The 21,627-nt window shown below is 74.8% G+C and carries 21 protein-coding genes and 3 tRNA genes; 8 read left to right on the forward strand and 16 right to left on the reverse strand.

Going from position 1 to position 21,627, the window contains the following annotated elements:
• Positions 1–8: 8 nt before the first annotated feature.
• Together E9565_RS07610 and E9565_RS07615 are read right to left on the reverse strand one after the other, a co-directional pair.
• On the reverse strand, positions 9–683 hold the full coding sequence (locus E9565_RS07610) for a hypothetical protein (RefSeq protein ID WP_236834454.1): 675 nt from the start codon (positions 681–683) through the stop codon (positions 9–11).
• Positions 680–1,816, reverse strand: a complete 1,137-nt coding sequence (locus E9565_RS07615; RefSeq protein WP_236824592.1) for a D-alanine--D-alanine ligase family protein — start codon at positions 1,814–1,816, stop codon at positions 680–682. The genes E9565_RS07610 and E9565_RS07615 overlap by 4 nt, the downstream gene beginning before the upstream one ends.
• A gap of 98 nt (positions 1,817–1,914) precedes the next feature.
• Between E9565_RS07615 and E9565_RS07620 the strand changes: the two genes are divergently transcribed.
• The gene (locus tag E9565_RS07620) at positions 1,915–2,715 is read left to right on the forward strand and encodes a phosphatidylcholine/phosphatidylserine synthase (RefSeq protein WP_236824593.1); all 801 of its coding nucleotides are present in this window, start codon (positions 1,915–1,917) and stop codon (positions 2,713–2,715) included.
• Here E9565_RS07620 and E9565_RS07625 read toward each other — a convergent pair.
• The 3 genes from E9565_RS07625 to E9565_RS07635 are packed head-to-tail and all read right to left on the reverse strand — an operon-like array spanning position 2,686 to position 5,647.
• Positions 2,686–3,819 (reverse strand): cystathionine gamma-lyase, encoded by a 1,134-nt coding sequence (locus tag E9565_RS07625; protein ID WP_236834455.1) that lies wholly within the window; start codon positions 3,817–3,819, stop codon positions 2,686–2,688. The genes E9565_RS07620 and E9565_RS07625 overlap by 30 nt on opposite strands.
• 14 nt (positions 3,820–3,833) lie before the next feature.
• Entirely contained in the window at positions 3,834–4,829 is a 996-nt protein-coding gene (locus tag E9565_RS07630; RefSeq protein ID WP_236834456.1) for an NAD(P)H-dependent glycerol-3-phosphate dehydrogenase, read from the reverse strand.
• Positions 4,826–5,647 carry a 1-acyl-sn-glycerol-3-phosphate acyltransferase gene (locus E9565_RS07635; RefSeq protein ID WP_236834457.1) on the reverse strand — a complete coding sequence of 274 codons (822 nt, stop codon included), beginning with the start codon at positions 5,645–5,647 and terminating at the stop codon, positions 4,826–4,828. The genes E9565_RS07630 and E9565_RS07635 overlap by 4 nt, the downstream gene beginning before the upstream one ends.
• A gap of 114 nt (positions 5,648–5,761) precedes the next feature.
• Here E9565_RS07635 and cofC point away from each other — a divergent pair, with 114 nt between their 5' ends.
• Genes cofC through E9565_RS07650 form a run of 3 tightly spaced genes read left to right on the forward strand, consistent with a single transcriptional unit; the run spans position 5,762 to position 9,399 of the window.
• Entirely contained in the window at positions 5,762–6,409 is a 648-nt protein-coding gene (gene cofC / locus E9565_RS07640; RefSeq protein WP_236824597.1) for a 2-phospho-L-lactate guanylyltransferase, read from the forward strand.
• A gap of 4 nt (positions 6,410–6,413) precedes the next feature.
• Positions 6,414–8,486, forward strand: a complete 2,073-nt coding sequence (locus E9565_RS07645) for an RNA degradosome polyphosphate kinase (RefSeq protein ID WP_236834458.1) — start codon at positions 6,414–6,416, stop codon at positions 8,484–8,486.
• Complete coding sequence (locus E9565_RS07650) at positions 8,470–9,399, forward strand: bifunctional NUDIX hydrolase/histidine phosphatase family protein (RefSeq protein ID WP_236834459.1); 930 nt, start codon at positions 8,470–8,472, stop codon at positions 9,397–9,399. The genes E9565_RS07645 and E9565_RS07650 overlap by 17 nt, the downstream gene beginning before the upstream one ends.
• 94 nt (positions 9,400–9,493) lie before the next feature.
• Here the strand turns inward: E9565_RS07650 and leuD are convergent, their stop codons facing one another.
• Together leuD and leuC are read right to left on the reverse strand one after the other, a co-directional pair.
• Positions 9,494–10,099, reverse strand: coding sequence for a 3-isopropylmalate dehydratase small subunit (leuD, locus tag E9565_RS07655; RefSeq protein WP_236824600.1), 606 nt, complete (start codon positions 10,097–10,099; stop codon positions 9,494–9,496).
• Between the two features lie 3 nt (positions 10,100–10,102).
• Positions 10,103–11,509, reverse strand: a complete 1,407-nt coding sequence (gene leuC, locus E9565_RS07660) for a 3-isopropylmalate dehydratase large subunit (protein WP_236824601.1) — start codon at positions 11,507–11,509, stop codon at positions 10,103–10,105.
• A gap of 73 nt (positions 11,510–11,582) precedes the next feature.
• On the opposite strand from leuC, the gene E9565_RS07665 reads away from it, so the two are divergent.
• Positions 11,583–12,284 carry an IclR family transcriptional regulator gene (locus E9565_RS07665; RefSeq protein ID WP_236824602.1) on the forward strand — a complete coding sequence of 234 codons (702 nt, stop codon included), beginning with the start codon at positions 11,583–11,585 and terminating at the stop codon, positions 12,282–12,284.
• 23 nt (positions 12,285–12,307) lie between these two features.
• Here the strand turns inward: E9565_RS07665 and galK are convergent, their stop codons facing one another.
• The 8 genes from galK to E9565_RS07705 form a co-directional block, all read right to left on the reverse strand.
• Positions 12,308–13,465: a galactokinase gene (gene galK, locus E9565_RS07670; RefSeq protein WP_236834460.1), complete on the reverse strand. Its 1,158-nt coding sequence runs from the start codon at positions 13,463–13,465 to the stop codon at positions 12,308–12,310.
• Positions 13,462–14,547 (reverse strand): galactose-1-phosphate uridylyltransferase, encoded by a 1,086-nt coding sequence (galT, locus tag E9565_RS07675; protein WP_236834461.1) that lies wholly within the window; start codon positions 14,545–14,547, stop codon positions 13,462–13,464. The genes galK and galT overlap by 4 nt, the downstream gene beginning before the upstream one ends.
• Positions 14,548–14,619: 72 nt before the next feature.
• Positions 14,620–14,692 (reverse strand) — tRNA-Glu (locus tag E9565_RS07680).
• A gap of 98 nt (positions 14,693–14,790) precedes the next feature.
• A tRNA-Glu gene (locus tag E9565_RS07685) sits at positions 14,791–14,863 on the reverse strand.
• A 35-nt stretch (positions 14,864–14,898) separates the two neighbouring features.
• Positions 14,899–14,970: transfer RNA gene (locus E9565_RS07690), tRNA-Gln, on the reverse strand.
• A 77-nt stretch (positions 14,971–15,047) separates the two neighbouring features.
• A complete protein-coding gene (locus E9565_RS07695; protein WP_236834462.1) occupies positions 15,048–16,205 on the reverse strand; it encodes a CPBP family intramembrane glutamic endopeptidase in 1,158 nt (385 codons plus the stop codon).
• Positions 16,202–17,677, reverse strand: coding sequence for a glutamate--tRNA ligase (gene gltX / locus E9565_RS07700; protein ID WP_236834463.1), 1,476 nt, complete (start codon positions 17,675–17,677; stop codon positions 16,202–16,204). Before gltX ends, E9565_RS07695 begins: the two co-directional genes overlap by 4 nt.
• Positions 17,674–18,486 carry a fumarylacetoacetate hydrolase family protein gene (locus E9565_RS07705; RefSeq protein WP_236824607.1) on the reverse strand — a complete coding sequence of 271 codons (813 nt, stop codon included), beginning with the start codon at positions 18,484–18,486 and terminating at the stop codon, positions 17,674–17,676. The genes gltX and E9565_RS07705 overlap by 4 nt, the downstream gene beginning before the upstream one ends.
• A 42-nt stretch (positions 18,487–18,528) precedes the next feature.
• On the opposite strand from E9565_RS07705, the gene E9565_RS07710 reads away from it, so the two are divergent.
• Genes E9565_RS07710 through E9565_RS07720 form a run of 3 tightly spaced genes read left to right on the forward strand, consistent with a single transcriptional unit; the run spans position 18,529 to position 20,014 of the window.
• A complete protein-coding gene (locus tag E9565_RS07710) occupies positions 18,529–18,909 on the forward strand; it encodes a VOC family protein (RefSeq protein WP_236834464.1) in 381 nt (126 codons plus the stop codon).
• A 51-nt stretch (positions 18,910–18,960) separates the two neighbouring features.
• Positions 18,961–19,287, forward strand: coding sequence for a putative quinol monooxygenase (locus tag E9565_RS07715; protein WP_236824609.1), 327 nt, complete (start codon positions 18,961–18,963; stop codon positions 19,285–19,287).
• A gap of 4 nt (positions 19,288–19,291) precedes the next feature.
• The gene (locus E9565_RS07720; protein ID WP_236834465.1) at positions 19,292–20,014 is read left to right on the forward strand and encodes a glutamine amidotransferase; all 723 of its coding nucleotides are present in this window, start codon (positions 19,292–19,294) and stop codon (positions 20,012–20,014) included.
• A 9-nt stretch (positions 20,015–20,023) separates the two neighbouring features.
• Here E9565_RS07720 and cimA read toward each other — a convergent pair whose 3' ends face one another.
• Positions 20,024–21,604, reverse strand: coding sequence for a citramalate synthase (gene cimA / locus E9565_RS07725; protein WP_236824611.1), 1,581 nt, complete (start codon positions 21,602–21,604; stop codon positions 20,024–20,026).
• Between the last annotated feature and the right edge of the window lie 23 nt (positions 21,605–21,627).

A 21,627-nucleotide genomic window follows, 5' to 3' on the forward strand; every position in this document is an offset into this window, starting at 1 on the left:
GCGCGCGCTCACGCCGGGGGCAGCAGCGCCAGCTGCTCCTCGAGGACGGCGTCGACCTCCCGCACCGCGTCGGGGACCGACCCGGCGACGGCGGTCACCGACACGCTGAACACGCCGTGCCAGCACCACGCGAACGCCGCGGGGTCGACCAGCCCGGCGTCCGGCACGGGGGTGTCCACGGTGAGCAGCCGGCAGTTCGCGGGCAGCTCGGGCGGGTCCACGCTCAGCACGCCGCCGTAGAGCTCGGCGTCGTTGCGGGCCAGGGCCTCGGCGTAGGCGCCGGCGCCTGCCCGCTGCTCGAACTGGTCGACGAAGACGCCGGTCATCGGGCCGGACTCCCGCCCCCAGAAGCGCTCCCACCCGTAGCGGTAGCCGTAGTCGTCGAGCACCGCGAGCTCGCGCTCCGGGTCGGGCGCGTAGGCGGCGACGTCCTCCAGCCGCTTGGCGCCGGCCGGCGGCTCCAGCTCGTCGTCGGGCAGCCGCGGCAGGCCCGAGGGCACGTCCCGGACGACGAGCTCCTCCAGCTCCTGCGGCGAGGAGGGCCGGTCCGAGGACGGGGCGGCGGTGGGGACGCCGTCGACCGCGCGCCCGCAGGCGGTGAGCAGGCAGGCGGTCAGGAGGACCGCCGGGGCGACCCGGGACCCGGTGGCGGCTCCGCCACGGCCCGGTCGCCCGGCGGTCACCGGCCCGGCCGTGCGCCGCCGGCGAGCGCCCCGCTCACCAGGCGGTCCACGAGCTCGGCGAACCCCACCCCGCTGGCGCCCCACATGCGGGCGAACATCGAGATCGGGGTGAACCCCGGCATCGTGTTCACCTCGTTGACCACCAGCCGGTCGGCGCCGTCCGGCCCCGTGGAGAGGAAGAAGTCGACGCGGGCCAGGCCCCGGCAGTCCAGCGCCAGGTAGGCGCGGCGCGCGGTGTCCTGCACCGCGGCGAGCTGCTCGGGGGTGAGGTCGGCCGGGATGTCGAACTCGGCGGCGTCGTCGAGGTACTTGGCGGCGAAGTCGTACCAGTCCACGCCGGGCCGCAGCCGGATCTCGGCGGGCAGGCTGGCCTCCGGCAGGCCCGGGCCGCGCGCGGCCAGCACGCCGCACTCGATCTCCCGGCCGGGGACGGCGGCCTCCACGATCACCTTCGGGTCGACCGCCGCGGCCGCGGCCACGGCGGCCGGGAACTGCGCCCAGTCGGTGACCTTGCTGATGCCGATGCTGGAGCCGGCGCGGGCGGGCTTGACGAAGACCGGCAGGCCCAGCCGCTCGCGCCCGGCCTCGCCGAGGAGGTCGGCGTCCGCGCACACCGCGCCGTGCTCGTCGCGCAGCACGACGTGGTCGCCCTGCGGCAGGCCGGCGGCGGCGAGGAGCTTCTTGGTGAACTCCTTGTCCATGGAGGCGGCGCTGGCGAACACCCCGGAGCCCACGTAGGGCAGCCCGGTCATCTCCAGCAGGCCCTGGACCGTGCCGTCCTCGCCGAAGGCCCCGTGCAGCACCGGGAAGACGACGTCGACCTCGGTGAGCGCCCGACCGACCGCCGCACCGGGCTCGAGGACGGCCAGCCCGCGGGCCTCGGGGTCGCCGACCAGGGAGACCGCCGTGCCGCCGGTGACCTCGGGCAGCGCGCCGCCGGTGAGGGCGAGCTGCTGGCCGGGGTCGGGCAGCACCCAGCGGCCGTCCTTGGCGATGCCGACGGGCACCACCTCGTAGCGCTCGGGGTCCAGCGCGGCCATCACGCTCCCGGCCGAGATGCAGGAGATGGCGTGCTCCTCGCTGCGCCCGCCGAAGACGACCGCCACCCGCACCCTGCCCCGCTGTCCGCTCATCGACGCGACCCTAACCGAGGGCCGGCCGCGGCCCCCGCCGCGTCGCCGGCGCACGCGCCGGTCCGCCGGGGCGGCCCGGGTGTGGCAGCCTCGTCGCCGTGCACGACGACCCAGCCCACCAGACCGCTCCCGGGGCCGCGCGCACCACCGACGGGCCCCGGCACCCCCTGGGGCTGCGCCTGGCCGGCGCCGCGGTGCACCTGTACACCGCCAGCGGTTCGGTGCTCGGCCTGCTCATCGTCCTGGCCGCCTTCGACGGCGCGGTGGAGACCGCGCTGTGGCTGATCCTCGCGACCCTGTTCATCGACGGGACCGACGGGATGCTGGCCCGGAGGTTCCGGGTCAAGGAGACGATCCCCTGGTTCGACGGCGCCCGGATGGACGACATCGTCGACTACCTGACCTACGTCTTCGCGCCCGTCGTGCTGCTCTGGACGACCGACCGGATGCCCGGCGGCGCGCTCGGCTGGGTGCTGGCCGCGCTGCCGCTGCTCGCCTCCTGCTACCAGTTCTGCCGGGTGGACGCGAAGACCGAGGACCACTACTTCCTCGGCTTCCCCAGCTACTGGAACGTGGCGGCGTTCTACGCGATCGTCCTCGACGTCGGCCCCACGGGCGTCGGCGTGACGCTCGCCGTCCTCACCGTCCTGGTGTTCGTGCCGGTCAAGTACGTCTACCCGTCGCGCACCAAGCTGCTGCGCGGGCTGAACCTGGGGCTGGCGGCGGTCTGGCTCGTCGCCTTCGCCGTGCTGATCGTCCAGTACCCCGACCCGCACCCGCTGGTCGTCGCGGTGAGCATGGTCTACCTGGCCTACTACTTCGGCATGAGCATCTGGCTCACCGTGGCCGGCGCCCGCCGCCGGCCTGCGTCAGCCGACGGCGTCCAGCGCGCGGGCTAGGTCGGCGACCAGGTCCGCGGTGTCCTCGATGCCGCAGGAGAACCGCACGAAACCCCCGGGCACGGCGTCGCCACCCCACTGCGCCCGCCGGTCGATCGTGCTGTGCACGCCGCCGAAGCTGGTCGCCGCGGCCCACAGCCGGCTGGCGCCCAGCAACCGGGAGACGGCGGCCTCGTCGGGCAGCTCGGCGGAGACCACGCCGTTCGGGCGGAGCATCTGCCGGGAGGCCAGGGCGAACGACGGGTCCTCCGGCCGCCACGGCCAGCGCAGCCCGGTGACGGCGGGGTGCCCGGCGAGCAGCTCGGCCACCGCCGCCGCGTTCTCCGACTGGCGGGCCAGCCGCAGGTCCAGCGTGCTCATCGAGCGGTGCCCCAGCCAGGCCTCGAACGGGCCCGGCGTGCTGCCGGTGCGGTCGCGGAAGCCCTTCACCGCCGCGTGGAGCTCGTCGTCGGTGACCGACACGTGCCCGAGCAGCAGGTCGCTGTGCCCGGTGAGCGCCTTGGTGTCGCTGCCGACGGTGAGGTCGGCGCCCAGCGCCAGCGGCCGCTGGCCGAGCGGGGTGGCGGTGGTGTTGTCGACCGCCACCAGGGCGCCCGCGGCGTGCGCGGCCGCGGCGACGGCCGCGATGTCGCAGACGTCGAGCTGGGGGTTGCTGGGCGTCTCGAGCAGCACCATCCGGGCGCCGGCGAGCCCGCCCCCGGCCGCGAGCTGCTCGATCTCCGGCGTCGGCACGTACTGCACCTCGACGCCGAACCGGGTCAGCTCCTGCGCGGCCAGCATGCGGGTGGCGTAGTAGCCGTCCGAGGGGAGGACGACTCGGTCCCCGCTGCGGACGCAGGCCAGGACGGCGGCGGTCAGCGCCGCCATGCCGGTGGCGAAGGAGAGGCAGCGGCCGCCGTCGAGCTCGCCGACGGCGTCCTCGAAGTGCCGCAGGGTGGGCTGCTCGGTCCGCGCGTAGGCGTCGGCACCGCCGGCCCGCGGGGGCTGGTCGCCGAGGTGGAAGGGGGCCGCGAACACCGGTGAGGGCCGCAGCGGCGCCCCGGGCACCGCCGGGTCCTCCCCCGCCCGCACCGACCTGGTCCCGTCGCCCCACCCGCTGTCCACGACCGGTTACTCCATCACTCGGGCTTGGCCTCCCGCGACATGATCTCGCGCACCATCTGCGCCGGCGCCTCCCCCTCGTGGCAGACCCGCACGACGGCCTCGGTGATCGGCACGTCGACGCCGTGCGCCCGCGCGAGGTCGAGCACCGAGCGGCAGCTCTTCACGCCCTCCGCGGTCTGCCGGGTGCTCTGCTGCACCTCCTCGACGCTCATGCCGCGGCCGAGCTTCTCGCCGAAGGTGCGGTTGCGCGACAGCGGCGAGCTGCAGGTGGCCACCAGGTCGCCCAGGCCGGCCAGCCCCGCGAAGGTGGTCAGCTCGGCCCCCAGCGCGAGCCCCAGCCGGGCGGTCTCGGCCAGCCCGCGGGTGATCAGCGAGGCCCGGGTGTTGTCCCCGAACCCCAGCCCCTCGGCGATGCCGGCCGCCAGCGCGATCACGTTCTTCACCGCGCCGCCCAGCTCGCAGCCGACGATGTCGGGGTTGGTGTAGGGCCGGAAGTAGCGGGTGTGGCACGACGTCTGCAGCTGCGTGCCGCGGCCGCTGTCCGCGCACGCGATCACGGTGGCCGCCGGCTGCTCCTCGGCGATCTCCCGGGCCAGGTTCGGCCCGGAGAGCGCCGCCACCCGGCTGGGGTGGGCGCCGGTGACCTCGCAGATCACCTCGCTCATCCGCTTGGTCGTGCCGAGCTCGATGCCCTTCATCAGCGACAGCAGCGTGGCGTCCGGCGGCAGCAGCTCCCGCCACGCCGTCAGGTTGCCGCGCAGCGACTGCGAGGGGACCGCCAGCACGACCAGCTCGGCGTCCGCCAGCGCCTCGGCGGGGTCGGCGGTCGCCTGCAGCCGGTCGGGCAGCCGCACGCCGGGCAGGTAGTCGGGGTTCTCGCGCCGCTCGCCGATGGCGTGCACCAGCTCGGGCCGGCGCGCGTGCAGCCGGACCTCGCAGCCGGCGTCGGCGAGCACCTTGGCGAAGGTGGTGCCCCAGGAGCCGGCGCCGAGCACCGCCGCCCGCGTCACGCCGCGCTCCCCGCGATGCCGTCGCGGCGCGGGTGGCCCGGTCCGGGGTGGACGGCGGCGGGAGCTGGCTCGCCCCGCAGCTCGGCCAGCTGGTGGCGCACCCGGGTCATCATCAGGTCGGTCGTCTCCCGCAGCAGAGGGGTGTCCAGCGGCCGGCCGGCACGGACCTCGGCGCGCAGGGCCGAGAGGTCGATCGGCTCGCCGACCAGGTAGTCGGTGGGCGTGCGCAGCCGCAGGTGCAGCTTCTTGGTGTGGTAGTCGTGCACCCGCTGCGGGCCAAACTGGGCCACGGGGACGACGACCGCGTCGGTGGTGAGCGCCAGGTGCGCTGCCCCGGTGCGGGCCTGCATGGGCCACCACGCCGGGTCCCGCGTCACCGAGCCCTCGGGGTAGATCACCACGAGGTTGCCGGCCTGCAGGTCGGCCCGAGCCGCGTCGAGGGAGCCCCGGGCCGTCGAGGAGTACCGGGCCACCGGGATCTGCCCCGCCGCCCGCAGGATCGTGCCGGCCAGGCCCTTGAACACGGTCTCCTTGGCGAGGAAGTGCGGGATGCGCCCGCGGTCGAACACCAGGCGGGCGCAGGCCAGCGGGTCGAGCACCGACACGTGGTTGGCCACGAGCAGCACCGGTCCGCGCACGGGGATGCGCTCGAGGTGGCGGTAGCGCAGCCGGAACAGCAGGGACGCCACCGGGTACACGACCACGATGCACAGCCACAGGGGGAACGGGATGTGCCCCCGGGTGCGCCACCTGCCCTCGGGCCGGGCGCCCGGTCCCCCGCCGGCGGCCGCACCGCGCGCGGACGTCTCCTCCGTCACCGACCCGCCTCCCTCTGCTGTGAGCCAGCCCATGATCGACCCGCCCGGCCCGGCCCGGACCACCGGGTCCGGTCCGGGGGCTGCGCGCCTCCCGGGTGCTGACATTGTGGTGCCGTGTCCAGGTGGTCGGTCGTCGTCCCGGCGAAGCGGCTCGCGGCGGCCAAGACGCGGCTGCGCCCGCTCACCGCCGGCCCGGACGGCGACCACGGCGCCCTGGTCCTGGCCCTGCTCGCCGACACGGTCGCCGCCGCGCTGGCCTGCGCCCGGGTGGGGTCGGTCGTCGTCGTCACCGACGAGCCGGCGTCCGCGGACCTGGTGCGCGGGCTCGGCGCCACCACGGTGGCCGACGAGCCCGACCGCGGCCTGAACCCGGCGCTGGAGCACGGCGCGGGGTCCACCGGGAGCACGCACGTGGCCGCCCTCTCCTCCGACCTGCCCGCGCTGCGCCCCGAGGAGCTGGCCGAGGCGCTGGCGGCCGCCGAGACGGCCCCCCGCTGCTTCGTGGCCGACGCGCAGGGGACGGGCACCACGCTGCTGACAGCCGCCGGCGTGCCGCTGCACCCGCGGTTCGGGCGCGGCTCGGCCGGCGCCCACGAGGCCGGGGGCGCGGTCCCGCTGACCGGCGCGTGGCCCGGGCTGCGGCGCGACGTCGACGTCCCCGGCGACCTGCGGGCCGCGCTCGGGCTCGGTGCCGGGCCGCGCACGACCGGGCTGGTGCGCAGCTCGCCATCGCTCGCGAGCCGGGTGGGTGCGGCACGATGAGGGCGTGGCCGAAGAGAGCGCTCCCCGGACCGATCCCCTGCCCGCCGACCGCTACCTGAACCGCGAGCTGTCCTGGCTGGACTTCAACGCCCGCGTCCTCGAGCTGGCCGAGGACGACTCGCTGCCGCTGCTGGAGCGCGTCAAGTTCCTCGCCATCTTCGCCAGCAACCTCGACGAGTTCTACATGGTCCGCATCGCCGGCCTGAAGCGCCGCCAGAGCACCGGGCTCACGGTCCGCTCCCCCGACGGGCTGACCATCCGCGAGCAGCTGGAGCTGGTCACCGCGCGCACCCAGGAGCTGGTGCAGCGCCACTCCGACGTCTTCAACAAGGACGTGCTGCCGCGCCTGGAGGAGTCCGGCATCCGGATCGTGCACTGGGAGGACCTCGCCGACGAGGACACCCGCCGGTTGCGGGACTACTTCCGCGACCAGGTGTTCCCCGTGCTCACCCCGCTGGCGGTCGACCCCGCCCACCCCTTCCCCTACATCAGCGGGCTCTCGCTGAACCTGGCGGTGTCGGTGCGCGACCCCGACACGGGGGCCCCGCGCTTCGCCCGGCTCAAGGTGCCCAACAACGTGCCGCGGTTCGTCGCGGTGGAGTCGGCCGACTCCACCGCCACCTTCCTGCCGCTCGAGGACCTCATCGCCGCCCACCTCGCCCAGCTCTTCCCCGGCCTGGAGGTCATCGACCACCACTTCTTCCGGGTCACCCGCAACGCCGACCTCGAGGTCGAGGAGGACCGCGACGAGGACCTGCTGCAGGCGCTGGAGCGCGAGCTCGCCCGGCGCCGCTTCGGCCCGGCCGTCCGGCTCGAGGTGGCCGAGCCGATGGACCCGCGGATCCTCGAGGTGCTCGTCTCCGAGCTGGAGGTCTCCCCCGACGACGTCGTCCACGTGCCCGGCCTGCTGGACCTCGCCTCGCTCATGGCGCTCTACGACCTCGACCGGCCCGAGCTCAAGGACGAGCCGTTCGTGCCGGCGACGCACCCGCGGCTGTCCGAGGGCGAGACGCCCAAGAGCGTCTTCGCCACCCTCCGCGAGGGCGACGTCCTGGTGCACCACCCCTACCACTCGTTCGCCACGAGCGTGCAGCGGTTCATCGAGCAGGCGGCGGCCGACCCGCACGTGCTGGCGATCAAGCAGACGCTGTACCGCACCTCCGGGGACTCGCCGATCGTCAACGCGCTCATCGAGGCGGCCGAGGCCGGCAAGCAGGTGGTCGTGCTCGTCGAGATCAAGGCACGCTTCGACGAGGAGGCCAACATCAGCTGGGCCCGCTCGCTCGAGCGCGCCGGCTGCCACGTCGTCTACGGCCTGGTCGGGCTCAAGACCCACTGCAAGACCGCCCTGGTGGTGCGCCGGGAGCAGGGCGTCATCCGCCGGTACTGCCACATCGGCACGGGCAACTACAACCCCAAGACCGCCCGCATCTACGAGGACCTGGGCATCCTCACCGCCGACCCCCGGGTGGGCGCGGACCTCACCGACCTGTTCAACGTGCTCACCGGCTACTCGCGGCAGACCAACTACCGCACGCTCCTGGTGGCGCCGCACGGCATCCGCACCGGGCTGATCGAGAAGATCCGCCGCGAGGCCCGCCACGCCGCCGAGGGCCGGCCGTCGGGCATCCGCATCAAGGCGAACTCGATCGTCGACGAGCGGCTCATCGACGCGCTCTACGAGGCCTCGCGCGCGGGCGTCCCGGTCGAGCTGTTCGTCCGCGGCATCTGCGCGCTCCGGCCCGGGGTGCCCGGTCTGTCGGAGACCATCCGCGTGCGCTCGATCGTCGGCCGCTTCCTGGAGCACTCGCGGGTCATGTCGTTCCACAACGGCGGGGACCCGGAGTGGTGGATCGGGAGCTCGGACCTCATGCACCGCAACCTCGACCGCCGCGTGGAGGTGCTGCTCCGCGTCTGCGACGAGGCGGCCCGCATCCAGCTGCGCGAGGCGCTCGAGCCGGCGATGGCCCCCGGGGTCCGCTGCTGGGAGCTGCGCAGCGACGGGAGCTGGGAGCGGCTGGCGGGCCGGGACCACCAGGCCGCGCTGATGCGGAGGGCCCATGAGCTCGCCGGCTGAGCGCCGCACCGTCGTCGCCGCGGGCGGCGTGGTCTGGCGCCCGGCCGACGGCGGCGGGATCGAGGTCGCCGTGGTGCACCGCGCCCGCTACGACGACTGGTCGCTGCCCAAGGGCAAGCTCGACGCCGGCGAGCACCCCCTGCAGGCGGCCTGCCGGGAGGTGCTCGAGGAGACGGGGCTGGAGGTGGTCGCCGGGCGCCGCTGCCCGACCACCCGCTACGCCGTCGACGGGGCGCCCAAGCGGGTCGACTACTGGGCGATGCGCTGCGTGGGCGGCAGCTTCGTACCCAACGACGAGGTCGACGAGCTGCGCTGGCTCCCCCCCGGCGACGCCGGCGCGCAGCTGACCCACGACCACGACCGGCTGGTGGTCGCCGACGCCGCCCGCACCGACGTCCCGCGAGAGGTGGCCGTCCTGCTGGTGCGCCACGGCCGCGCGGGGAGCAAGCAGGAGTTCGACGGCCCCGACGACCTGCGCCCGCTGGACACCAAGGGGCTGCGCCAGGCGCAGCGGCTGGCCGGCGCGCTGCCGCTCTTCTCCCCGGGCGCGGTGGCGTCGGCACCGCCGCTGCGCTGCCGCTCGACGGTGGAGCCCCTGGCGGAGCGGCTCGGCCTGGACGTGCGCGAGCGACCGGAGTTCGGCGAGGAGTGCTTCGCCGAGGACCCGCAGGCGGCGCTCACCGCGCTCGAGCGGCTGCTCGGCGCCGGCCCGGACGCGGGGGTCTCCGTGGTGTGCAGCCAGGGCGGGGCCATCCCGTCGCTGCTGCAGGCACTCGGGGTGCACGGCCACGGCGTCCCCGCCCTGCCGCCGCCGGCCGCCAAGGGCAGCGTCTGGGCCCTGGGCGGGCGGTCCGGTGCGCTGGCGGCCGACTACTACCGCGACTTCGAGCCCGACCCCGACGCCCCCCGCTGAGGCCTCTCGCCGAGACCCCTGGTGAGGCACGGGCAGCTTCACCCGCGACTCCGGGGCCAGATCTGCAGGAAGAGCTTCCTGTGCCTACGGGCTCCTAGGCCGGGCGGGCGGGGAGGGCCGTCGGCAGCCAGGCGGGGCGCCGCGCCTCGTACGCCTCGACGTCGGCCAGGTGCCGCTCGGTGAGGCCGACGTCGTCGAGCCCCTCGAGCAGGCGCCAGCGGGTGTAGTCGTCGGCCTCGAACGGCACCGTGGTGTCGCCGTAGGTGATCTGCTTGGCCACCAGGTCGACGGTCACCTGGGTGGTCGGATCGGCCTCGGCGGCGGCCCACAACGCCTCCACCTCGGCCTGCGGCAGGACGACGGTGAGCAGCCCGGCCTTGGTCGAGTTGTTCTTGAAGATGTCGGCGAACCGCGAGCTGATGACCACGCGGAAGCCGCCGTCCATCAGCGCCCAGACGGCGTGCTCGCGGGAGGAGCCGGTGCCGAAGTCGGGCCCGGCGACGAGGATCGAGGCGTCGGCGAACTCCGGCTTGTTCAGCACGAAGTCCGGCTCGTTGGTGCGCCAGGCGACGAAGAGGCCGTCCTCGAACCCGGTGCGGGTGATCCGCTTGAGGTACTCGGCCGGGATGATCTGGTCGGTGTCGACCGCGCTGCGGCGCAGCGGGGCGACGGTGCCGGTGTGGGTGGTGAAGGCGTCCACGGGTCAGGCTCCGATCAGGTCGGCGGGGGCGGTCAGGCGGCCGGTGAGCGCGGTGGCGGCGGCCACCGACGGCGAGACCAGGTGGGTGCGCCCGCCCTTGCCCTGCCGGCCCTGGAAGTTGCGGTTGCTGGTGGAGGCGGAGCGCTCCCCCGGCTTGAGCTGGTCGGGGTTCATGCCCAGGCACATCGAGCAGCCGGCGCCGCGCCACTCCGCCCCGGCCTCGACGAAGACCCGGTCCAGCCCCTCGGCCTCGGCCTGGTTCTTCACGCCGACCGAGCCGGGGACGACGAGCATGCGGGTGCCGGGGTCGATCTTCTTCCCGCGCAGCATCTCGGCGGCGACGCGCAGGTCCTCGATCCGCCCGTTGGTGCAGGAACCCAGGAAGACGGTGTCGACCTCGATCTCGGTGAGCGGGGTGCCCGGGGTCAGCCCCATGTAGGCCAGCGCCTGCTCGGCGGCCCGCCGCTCCCCCTCGTCGGCCATCTCCGCCGGGTCGGGCACCCGCCCGCTGATCGGCAGGCCCTGGCCGGGGTTGGTGCCCCAGGTGACGAACGGGGTGAGGGTGGAGGCGTCCAGCACGACCTCGGTGTCGAAGACCGCGCCCTCGTCGGTGCGCAGCGTCGACCAGTGCTCCACCGCGGCCTCCCACTCGGCGCCCTCCGGCGCGTGCGGACGGCCCCGGAGGAACTCGAAGGTGGTGCGGTCGGGGGCGATCAGCCCGGCGCGGGCACCGGCCTCGATGGACATGTTGCAGATCGTCATGCGGGCCTCCATCGACAGCGCCTCGATGGCGCTGCCGCGGTACTCGATGACGTGGCCGGCGGCGCCGTTGGTGCCGATCTGCGCGATGACGGCCAGGATGATGTCCTTCGCCGAGACCCCGGGCGCCAGCTCGCCCTCGACGGTGACCGCCATCTGCTTGGGGCGGTACTGCGGCAGCGTCTGGGTGGCCAGCACGTGCTCGACCTCGCTGGTGCCGATGCCGAACGCGAGCGCCCCGAAGGCGCCGTGGGTGGAGGTGTGGCTGTCGCCGCACACGATGGTCATGCCGGGCTGGGTGAGCCCCAGCTGCGGGCCGATGACGTGCACGATGCCCTGGTCGCGGTCGCCCATGGGGGCCAGCCGGATCCCGAACTCGGCGGCGTTCCGGCGCAGCGCCTCGACCTGCGCCCGGCTGACGGGGTCGGCGATCGGCGCGAGGATGTCGAGCGTGGGGACGTTGTGGTCCTCGGTCGCCATCGTCAGGTCGGGACGGCGCACGGTGCGCCCGGCTGCCCGGAGGCCGTCGAAGGCCTGCGGGCTGGTGACCTCGTGCACGAGGTGCAGGTCGATGTAGAGCAGGTCGGGCTCCCCCGGCGTGCTGCGCACGACGTGGGCGTCGTAGACCTTCTCGGCCAGGGTCTTCGGCACGGGCTCGTCCCCTCCGGGTGACTGGTCGCTCCCGAGTTGACGATCTCACTCTTCGGGATGCGAGTATTGCTGTGTGGGACAGCCTAACCCGGTCGCGGTTCTGGACAAAGCGGTGTCGATCCTGCACGCCGTCGCGCACGAGCCCGCCACCCTCGCCGAGCTCGTCGCACGCACCGGCCTGCCCCGGGCGACGGCCCACCGGCTGGCCGTCGCGCTGGAGGGGCACCGCCTGGTCCGGCGCACCGACAGCGGCAGCTGGGCGCCGGGGCCGGCGCTGGCCGAGCTGGGGCGGGGCACCGCCGACATCGGCGAGATCGCCGCGCGCCACCTGGTCACCCTGCGCGACGCGACCGGCGAGAGCGCCCAGTTCTACGTGCGCGACGGCGCCACGCGCGTGTGCGTCGCCGCGGCCGAGCGCACCAGCGGCCTGCGGGACACCGTCCCGGTCGGCGCGCGGCTGCCCATGACGGCGGGGTCGGCGGCGCACGCCCTGCTGGCCTTCATGCCGGCCGACGAGGTCACCCGCCTGCTGCCCTCGGCGAGCTTCACCGCGCGCACCCTGCTCGACGTCCGGCGGCGCGGCTGGGCGCACAGCGTGGCCGAGCGCGAGGCCGGCGTCGCCTCGCTGTCGGCGCCGGTCCGCGACGGCACCGGCACGGTGCTCGGCGCGGTCTCCATCTCCGGTCCGGTCGAGCGGCTGGGCCGCCGGCCGAGCCCCGACGTCGTCGGCGCCGTCCTGGACGCCGCCGCGGCCATCTCCCGCGCCGCACGCTGAGCCCACGCCACCACGGCCGCCGGTCAGGCCAGCCGGCGGGCACCCGCGGACGGGACCGCGGAGAGGACGCGCGGCGCGGCGGCGCCCTCCCGGGCGAACCGGTCGGCGACGGCGGCGGTGACGGCGTCGACCGCACCGGCGTCGACCAGCGCGATCGCGCTGCCGCCGAACCCGCCACCCACCATCCGGGCGCCGTGGGCGCCGGCAGCCACCGCGGCTTCCACGCAGGCGTCCAGCAGGGGCACCGAGACGGCGAAGTCCTCGCGCAGGGAGGCGTGGCCCTCGGTGAGCAGCGGGCCGATCGACCGGGGGTCGGCTCCCGAGCGCAGCACCGAGACCACCCGGTGCACGCGGTCCTCCTCGGTGAGGACGTGCCGGGCGCGGCGGTGCAGCCGGTCCCCTTCCGCGCTGCCGTCGGCGAGGACGTCGAGCGCGGCGACGTCGGGCACCTCGCGCAGCAGTCCGACGCCCAGCCGGGCGGCCGCCTCCTCGCACTCGCGGCGCCGGTCGCCGTAGCCGGAGGCGGCGTGGTCGTGCGTCGTGCCGGTGTCGAGGACGAGCAGCGCCAGGCCGGCGGCGGTCAGGTCGAACGGCACCTGCTCGCTGCTGCGGTCGCGGGTGTCCAGGAGCAGCGCGTGCCCTTCCACGCACAGCAGCGACGCCGACTGGTCGAGGATCCCGGTGGGGGCGCCGACGAAGTCGTTCTCGGCCCGCCGGGCGACGTCCACCAGGTCCCCCGGGGCGAGGTCGAGGTGCAGCAGGTCCCGGACGGCCAGGGCGACGGCGCACGCCAGCGCCGCCGACGAGGAGAGCCCTGCGCCCTCCGGTACGTCGCCGTCGACCAGGATGCTCAGCCCGCCCGGCACCGAGCCGGCCACCTGGTGCACCACCCCGGCCACGTAACCGGCCCAGCCGGGCGGGGTGCCCGGCCGCAGGTCGGGGAGGGCGACGTCGGCGTCGGCGCCCGGGTGCTGGAGCGAGCGCAGCACCAGCCGGCCGTCGTCGCGCCGGCCGACGGCGGCGCGCGTCGTGCGGGGCAGCGCGATCGGCAGCACGTGGCCACCGTTGTAGTCGGTGTGCTCCCCGATGACGTTGACCCGGCCGGGGGCGGCCCAGACGCCCTCGGGCGCGGAGCCGAAGCGCCGGGCGAAGGCGCCGGCTGCCGTGGCGGCACCGTTCACGGCAGGACCACGGCACGCAACTGCTGGGCGACGTCCTCGGGGTTCGTGTCGGTGAGGAAGGCGCCCATGCCGGACTCCGAGCCGGCCAGGTACTTCAGCTTCCCCGGCGCCCGGCGCAGCGAGAACAGCTGGAGGTGCAGCCACCACTCCCCGCGGCCGTCGCGCACGGGCGCCTGGTTCCACGAGGCGATGTAGGGCATCGGGGTGTCGAAGCGGTGGGCGAAGCGGCCCAGGAGGTCCAGGTACACCTCGGCCAGGGCGTCCCGCTCGGCGTCGTCGAGGGCCGGCAGGTCGGGCACCCGGCGGTTGGGGAACAGCTGCACCTCGTAGGGCCAGCGGGCGGCCGCCGGCACGAACGCCGTCCAGTGCTCGTCGGCGGCCACCACCCGGGGGCCGCTCCGCTCCGCCGCGAGCACGTCGGCGAACAGGTCGCGGCCCGTGGCCCCGCGGTACCGGCGCACCGAGGCGAGCACCTTCGCCACGCGCGGCGGCACGAAGGGGTAGGCGTAGACCTGCCCGTGGGGGTGGCCGAGGGTCACCCCGATCTCCTCGCCGTGGTTCTCGAAGCAGAACACCTGCTCGACGCCCTCGAGGGCGGACAGCTCCGCCGTGCGGTCCGCCCAGACGTCGACGACCAGCCGGGCGCGGTCGGGGCCGAGCTCGGCGAACGCGCGGTCGTGGTCGCTGGTGAAGCAGACGACCTCGCAGCGGCCCAGCCCCGGCCGCAGCTCCGCCAGTGGGGTGCCGGGAGCCGCGGCCGGCAGGTCCCGGTCGACGTCCGCGGCCAGGGAGGGGAAGCGGTTCTCCAGGACGACCACCTGGTAGTCGCCCTCGGGCACCTCGGTGGCCCGGCCCGGCCGGGTGGGGCACAGCGGGCACTCGTCCGCCGGCGGCAGCACGGTACGGGCCTGCCGGTGCGCGGCGACGACGACCCACTCGCCCAGCAGCGGGTCGAACCGGAGCTGCGAGCGGGTGGCGACGGCGGGCAGGTCCCGGCCGTCCCGGGCGTCGCGCGGCACGGGCTCGGCGTCGAAGTAGAGGATCTCCCGGCCGTCGGCCAGGGCACGCCTCGTCCGGAACACCGTGCGACCGCCTTCCGCCGACAGCTGGGACGGCGAGAGCCCCCGACCGCTGGTCGGGGGCTCTCGATCGCGTAGCCCCGAAGGGATTCGAACCCTCGCTACCGCCGTGAGAGGGCGGCGTCCTAGGCCGCTAGACGACGGGGCCGTGCGCGGAACATCTTGCCATGCCCGCCGGCGGGGTTCGCAGCGGGGGTCCCGGGACGGCGAGAGCCCCCGACCAGTGGTCGGGGGCTCTCGGTCGCGTAGCCCCGAAGGGATTCGAACCCTCGCTACCGCCGTGAGAGGGCGGCGTCCTGGGCCGCTAGACGACGGGGCCGTGCTGGGTGGTGCAAGAGGAACCAGGCTTCCTCGCTGGGGTACCAGGACTCGAACCTAGACTAACGGAACCAGAAACCGTCGGGCTGCCAATTACCCCATACCCCATGGGTAGCACCTCGCGGCGCCGTGAAGAACTGTACCCGACGTCCCGGGGGCGGGTCGCACCGCCCCCCGACGGCGGGTCAGCGCGCGGGCGCCGGCCCGGGCGGGGGCCGCAGGTCCAGGGCCGGGGTCCGCAGCTCCGGCCGCGCCGACCGCCGCCACCGGGCCACCAGCAGCACGAAACCGCCGAATCCGGCCGCGGTGAGCGCGAGCGACACGGGCGCGAGCCCGGCGGGGACCACGTCGGTGGTCACCGCGTCCCCCAGCAGGGCGACGAGCAGGAACAGCACCACGTTGTTGACCGCGTGCAGGACCACGGCCGCCTCGATGCCGCCGGTCAGCCACACCACCGCCGAGGCGGCGAGGGCGAAGGCGAACCGGTCCAGGAAGGTGGCGAGGTCCGGCGGCAGGTGCGCCAGCGAGAAGAGCGCGCCGGTCACCACCGCGGCCACCACCGCGCCGGTGCGGGGCGCGCGGATCCAGCCGGCGATCGCCTGGCTGAGGTAGCCGCGGAACAGGTACTCCTCGGCCGCCGACTGCAGCGGCGTGGTGAGCAGGACGACGGCGAGCAACCAGCCCCACGAGGGGACCGGCCCGGTGACCTCCACCTCCCCCGCGGTGACGGCCACGAGCACCGACAGCCCGATGACGACGCCGATCGACAGCAGCGCCAGCACGGTCAGCCGGGGCAGCAGCCGCCACCGGAACCTGGCCAGCACCGACGACGACCAGCCCGGGCGCATGCCGTGCGCCACCGCCCAGGCCAGCCACACCACCGGGATGCCCACGGCCAGGGTCGCGTTGGTGACCAGCAGCGTGCCCGGATCGGTGAGCTCGATGAGGGCGAGGTCGGGGCTGATCCCGGTCAGGATGCCGAGCACGCCGAGCAGCGCCCCGGCCACGAGGAAGACCACCCCGAGCAGGAGCAACCCCAGCAACGGCCGCCACCAGGCCCAGTCGCGGGACCGCATGGCGTGCAGGAACGACGTCGGCTCGTCGTGCGGCGGCGTCCCCGGCGGCAGTGCCCACCCGGCCGGCGGCACCGGCGGGGACGGCGCCGGCCCGGGCGCCCACGGCGCAGGAGCCCACGGCGCGGAGGGCCACGCCGCGGGCGGGTACGGGCCCGGGGCCTGCGGCCACGGCGGCACCGGGAAGCGCCCCGGCACCGGCCGCAGCGTGGGCGGCGGCCCCGCGTAGGGCTCGTCGGCCGGTCCCCCGCCGCCCGCCGGGGAGCTCATCCCTCCGACGCCACCGCGCGGGCCGCGGCCAGCCGGGCGAGCGTCCGCTCCCGGCCCAGCAGCTCCATCGACTCGTACAGCGGCGGGGACACCGTGCGCCCGCTGACGGCGACGCGGACGGGCCCGAACGCCTGCCGCGGCTTGCGGCCCAGCCCCTCGACGAGCGACTCCTTGAGCGCCTGCTCGATGGCCGGCGTGGTCCACTCCGGCAGCGCGCCCAGCGCGGCCGCCGCGGCGTCCAGCACCTCCACGGCGGAGTCGCCGGCGAGCTGCTTCTGGGCGGCGGCGGGGTCGATCTCGACCTCGTCGACGAACAGGAAGCCCAGCAGCCCGACGGCCTCGGAGAGCACCACCATGCGCTCCTGCGCCAGCGGCGCGATGGCGCGCAGCACCGCCTCCTGCTCGGCGGTGGGCGGCTCGGCGACCAGGCCGGCGGCGGCCAGGTGCGGCACCACGCGGGCGGTGAACTCCTCGACCGGCAGCGCCCGCAGGTGGGTCGCGTTGATCGCCTCGGCCTTCTTCAGGTCGAACCGCGCCGCGTTCGCGTTGACCTTCGTGACGTCGAAGGCCTCCACCATCTCGGCCACCGAGAAGATGTCCCGGTCGTCGGCGATCGACCAGCCCAGGAGCGCCAGGTAGTTGACCAGCCCCTCGGGCAGGAAGCCGCGCTCCCGGTAGACGTCCAGGTTCGACGTGGGGTCGCGCTTGGACAGCTTCTTGGTGCCCTCGCCGGTCACCAGGGGCAGGTGGCCGAAGCGCGGGGTGCCCTGGGCGACGCCGATGTCGGTGAGCGCCGCGTACAGCGCCAGCTGCCGGGGGGTGGAGGGCAGCAGATCCTCGCCGCGGAGCACGTCGGTGATGCCCATGAGGGCGTCGTCGACCGGGTTCACGAAGGGGTAGAGCGGCACGCCGTTGCCGCGCACCAGCACGAAGTCGGGCACCGCGCCGGCGGCGAAGCGCACCTCGCCGCGCACCAGGTCGGTCCAGGTGAGGTCCTCGTCGGGCATGCGCAGGCGCAGCACCGGCTGGCGGCCCTCGTCCCGGAACGCCGCCTTCTGCGCCTCGGTGAGGAACCGGTCGTGGTTGTCGTAGCCGAGCTTGGGGTCCTCGCCGGCCGCCCGCCGCCGGGCGTCGACCTCCTCGTTGGTCGAGAAGGACTCGTAGGCGTGCCCGGACTCGAGCAGCGTGGCGGCCACCTCGCGGTAGACCTCGTGCCGCTCCGACTGCCGGTACGGGCCGTGCGGGCCGCCCACCTCGGGTCCCTCGTCCCAGTCCAGGCCCAGCCAGCGCAGGCTGTCCAGCAGGTGCCGGTAGGACTCCTCGGAGTCGCGGGCGGCGTCGGTGTCCTCGATGCGGAAGACGAAGGTGCCGCCGTGGTGGCGGGCGTGCGCCCAGTTGAACAGGGCGGTGCGGATCAGCCCGACGTGGACCAGCCCGGTCGGCGACGGGCAGAAGCGGGTGCGCACGGTCACCGGGCGCCACCGGCGGTCGAGACGGCGTCGGCCGCCGTCACCGTGTTGGTCAGCGTGCCCAGCCCCTGCACCGAGCAGGAGACGGTCTGGCCGGGGCGGATCGGGCCGACGCCCGACGGCGTGCCGGTCAGCACGACGTCGCCGGGCAGCAGGGTCATCACCTGCGAGATGTAGGAGATCAGCGTCGGGACGCCGAAGAGCAGCTGGCTGGTGCGGCCGCTCTGGCGGCGCTCGCCGTCGACGTCGCAGGTGATCTCCAGGTCACCGGCGTCCAGGCCGATGCCGGCCAGGTCGGTCTCGATCCACGGGCCGAGGGGGCAGAAGGAGTCGAAGCCCTTGGCGCGGGTCCACTGGCCGTCGCTCCGCTGCATGTCCCGCTCGGTGACGTCGTTGGCGATCGTCCAGCCGAAGACGCTGCCCAGCGCCTGCTCGGGGGTGACGTTGCGGGCCCCGCGGGCGCCGATCACCACGGCCAGCTCGACCTCGTGGTGGACGTTGGTGCTGCCCGGCGGGATGCGGATGGCGTCCCCGGGACCGATGACCGAGGTGGAGGGCTTGAGGAACAGCAGCGGCTCCCCCGGCGCGTCCCCGGTCCCCATCTCCTTCACGTGCTCGGCGTAGTTCTTGCCGACGCACACCACCTTGCTCGGCAGGATCGGCGAGAGCAGCCGGATGTCGGCCTGGGCGAACCGGGCGCCGGTGAAGGAGATCTGGCCGAAGGGGTGGCCCTCGATCTGGGCCACCTGGCCGTCTCCGTCGAGGACGCCGAAGGACATGCCCTGAGGACTGGCGAAACGGACGATGCGCACGAGCCGAGGTTAGCCGCGCCCCTTCCCGCCTACCGTGCACCCATGGCCTGCCGGTTCAGCGAGCTCGTCGTGGACAGCCGGGACCCCGAGTCCCTCGCCGCCTTCTGGGCGGCGGTGCTCGGCTACCGGGTCGTGGGGCGGGAGGACGACGGCGCCGTCGAGATCGGCCCGGAGGACGGCTTCGGCGGGCCCGCCCCCACGCTGGTCTTCGTACCGGTCGGCGACCCGACGCCGGGCAAGGTGCGCCTGCACATCGACGTCAGCCCCACCGACCGCGACCAGGACGCCGAGCTGCGGCGGCTGCTCGACCTCGGCGCGACCCCGGCCGACGTCGGCCAGGCCGAGGACGCGACCTGGCACGTCCTGGCCGACCCCGAGGGCAACGAGTTCTGCCTGCTGCGCACCCGGCTCGATCCGGCGTAGCCGGGGGACGGCAACTGGCCGCGGCTCCGGCCGGAGGCCGACAATGTCCCGGTGATCCTCATCGTCGTGAAGTTCCCCGTCCGTCCCGAGCGCGCCGACGAGTGGACCGCGCTGGCCACCGACTACGCCCGCGCGGTGAACGCCGAGGAGGGCTCGCTCTTCTTCGAGTGGTCGCGCAGCCTCGAGGAGCCGGGCACCTTCGTCTGCGTGGAGGGCTTCCGGGACTCCGACGCGGGCGCCGCCCACGTGGCCACCGACGCCTTCAAGCGGTTCGTCGAGCAGGCCCCGGACCTGGTGTCCGCCCAGCCGCAGATCATCTACGTCGACGCACCCGAGGTCTCCGGCTGGGGTCCGATGGGCGAGATCCAGCCGCGCTGACCGGGTGAAGCCGTTCCTGCTGCTGTCCTCGCGCCCGGAGGACGAGGCGGCGGACGAGGAGCACGCGTCGTTCCTGCGCTGCACCGCCCTGCCCGCCGACCGGCTGCACCGCATCCGGATGGAGGCCGGGCCGCTGCCGCCGCTGGACCTCGACGACTACGCCGGGGTCTTCCTCGGCGGGGGTCCGTTCAACTCGTCGGACGCGGAGAAGTCCGCCGTCCAGGTGCGGGTCGAGCGCGACGTCGCCGGCCTGCTCGACGAGGTCGTCGACCGGGACCTGCCCTTCTTCGGCGCCTGCTACGGCATCGGGACCCTGGGCACCCACCAGGGCGGCGTCGTCGACCGGACGTTCGGCGAGCCGGTGTCGGCGGTCGAGGTGGGCCTGACCCCGGCGGGCCGGGCGGACCCGCTGCTCGCCGGGGTGCCCGACCGCTTCACCGCGTTCGTCGGCCACAAGGAGGCCTGCCGCGTGCTGCCGCCGACCGCGGTGCTGCTGGCCTCCTCGGCGACCTGCCCGGTGCAGATGTTCAAGGTGAAGCAGAACGTCTACGCCACCCAGTTCCACCCCGAGCTCGACGTCGCCGCGATCGTCGCCCGGGTGCGCATCTACCAGCACGCCGGGTACTTCGCGCCCAGCGAGGTCGAGACGGTCATCGCCCGGCTGACCCCCGCGGTGGTGACCGTGCCCGGCCGGTTGCTGGCGAACTTCGTCGCCCGCTACGGCTGAGGACGGCCGCTACGGCTGGGGACGGCGCAGCACCGCGTAGGTGAACGCGTCCACCAGGGCGTGCCACGAGGCCTCGACGATGTTGGCGTGGACCCCCACGGTGGTCCACTCCCCCACCCCGTCGGTGGTGTCGATGAGCACCCGGGTGGTCGCGCTGGTGCCGCCCTTCCAGCCGAGGATGCGCACCTTGTAGTCGGCCAGCGAGACGTCGGCCAGCTGCGGGTAGCGGTGCACCAGCGCCTGGCGGAGCGCGTTGTCGAGAGCGTTCACCGGGCCGTTGCCCTCACCGGTGGTGATGATCCGTTCGCCGTCGACGTGCACCTTGACCGTCGCCTCGCTGACGACGACGCCGTTGCCCCAGTGCTCGACGGAGGTGCGGTAGCTCTCCAGCTGGAACAGCGGCGGCGGCGCCTCCGGCAGCTGCCCGCGCAGCAGCAGCTCGAAGGAGGCGTCCGCGGCCTCGAACGACCAGCCGTCGGCCTCGAGCACCTTCACCTGGTCGACCACCCGGCCGATCGCGTCCGACTGGCCGGCGAGGTCCACGCCCAGCTCCCGCCCCTTGAGCTCGACCGAGGCCCGGCCGGCCATCTCGGTGACCAGGATGCGCATGTCGTTGCCGACGACGGCCGGGTCGAGGTGGTTGTACAGCTCGGGGCTCACCTTGATCGCGCTGGCGTGCAGGCCGGCCTTGTGCGCGAACGCCGAGGCGCCCACGAAGGGCTGGTGGTCGTCGGGGGCGATGTTGGCCAGCTCGGCGATCGCATGGCTCACCCGCTGCAGCTCCGGGAGGCACTCGGCGGGCACGGCGGGGATGCCCATCTTGGTGACCAGGTTGGCGATCAGCGCGAAGGTGTCGGCGTTGCCGGCCCGCTCGCCGTAGCCGTTCGCCGTCCCTTGCACGTGGGTGACGCCGGCCTCGACCGCGGCCAGGGTGTTCGCGACGGCGCACCCGGTGTCGTCCTGGCAGTGGATGCCGAGCTTCCCGTCCACGCGGGACGCGACATCGGCCACCACGCGTCCGACGCCCATCGGCAGCATGCCGCCGTTGGTGTCGCACAGGACGCCGACCTCGGCCCCGGCGTCGAACGCCGCCTGCAGCACCCGCACCCCGTAGTCGCGGTCGGCCGCGTACCCGTCGAAGAAGTGCTCGCAGTCGAGGAATACCCGCCGGCCCTGCGCCACCAGGAAGGCGACGGTGTCGGCCACCATCGCCAGGTTCTCCTCCAGCGTCGTGCGCAGGGCCTCGCGCACGTGCCGGACGTCGGACTTGGCGACCAGGCAGACGACCGGCGTCCCGGCGTCCAGCAGCGCGCGCACCTGCAGGTCGTCCTCGACGGCGACGCCGGCCTTGCGCGTCGCGCCGAACGCCACGAGCTGCGCGTGCTTGAGCTGCAGCTCGGTGCGCGCCCGGGCGAAGAACTCGGTGTCCTTCGGCAGGGCGCCGGGCCACCCGCCCTCGATGAAGCCGACCCCGATCTCGTCCAGCAGCCGGGCCACCGCGAGCTTGTCGGCGACCGAGTAGCTGATGCCCTCGCGCTGGGCGCCGTCGCGCAGCGTGGTGTCGAAGACGTGGAAGTCGGTGCTGGTCATGGGGTCTCCCGGGGCGGTGGTGT

This window comes from Blastococcus sp. KM273129, from assembly GCF_021698995.1.
In the GTDB taxonomy this organism is placed as follows: Bacteria; Actinomycetota; Actinomycetes; order Mycobacteriales; family Geodermatophilaceae; genus Blastococcus.

What these genes read in the sequence shown, in the direction of transcription:
- E9565_RS07615 (WP_236824592.1), bottom strand. Translation starts at nt 1,816, where the DNA reads ATGAGCGGACAGCGGGGCAGGGTGCGGGTGGCGGTCGTCTTCGGCGGG.
- E9565_RS07650 (WP_236834459.1), top strand. Translation starts at nt 8,470, where the DNA reads ATGAGCTCGCCGGCTGAGCGCCGCACCGTCGTCGCCGCGGGCGGCGTG.
- E9565_RS07695 (WP_236834462.1), bottom strand. Translation starts at nt 16,205, where the DNA reads ATGAGCTCCCCGGCGGGCGGCGGGGGACCGGCCGACGAGCCCTACGCG.
- E9565_RS07710 (WP_236834464.1), top strand. Translation starts at nt 18,529, where the DNA reads ATGGCCTGCCGGTTCAGCGAGCTCGTCGTGGACAGCCGGGACCCCGAG.
- cimA (WP_236824611.1), bottom strand. Translation starts at nt 21,604, where the DNA reads ATGACCAGCACCGACTTCCACGTCTTCGACACCACGCTGCGCGACGGC.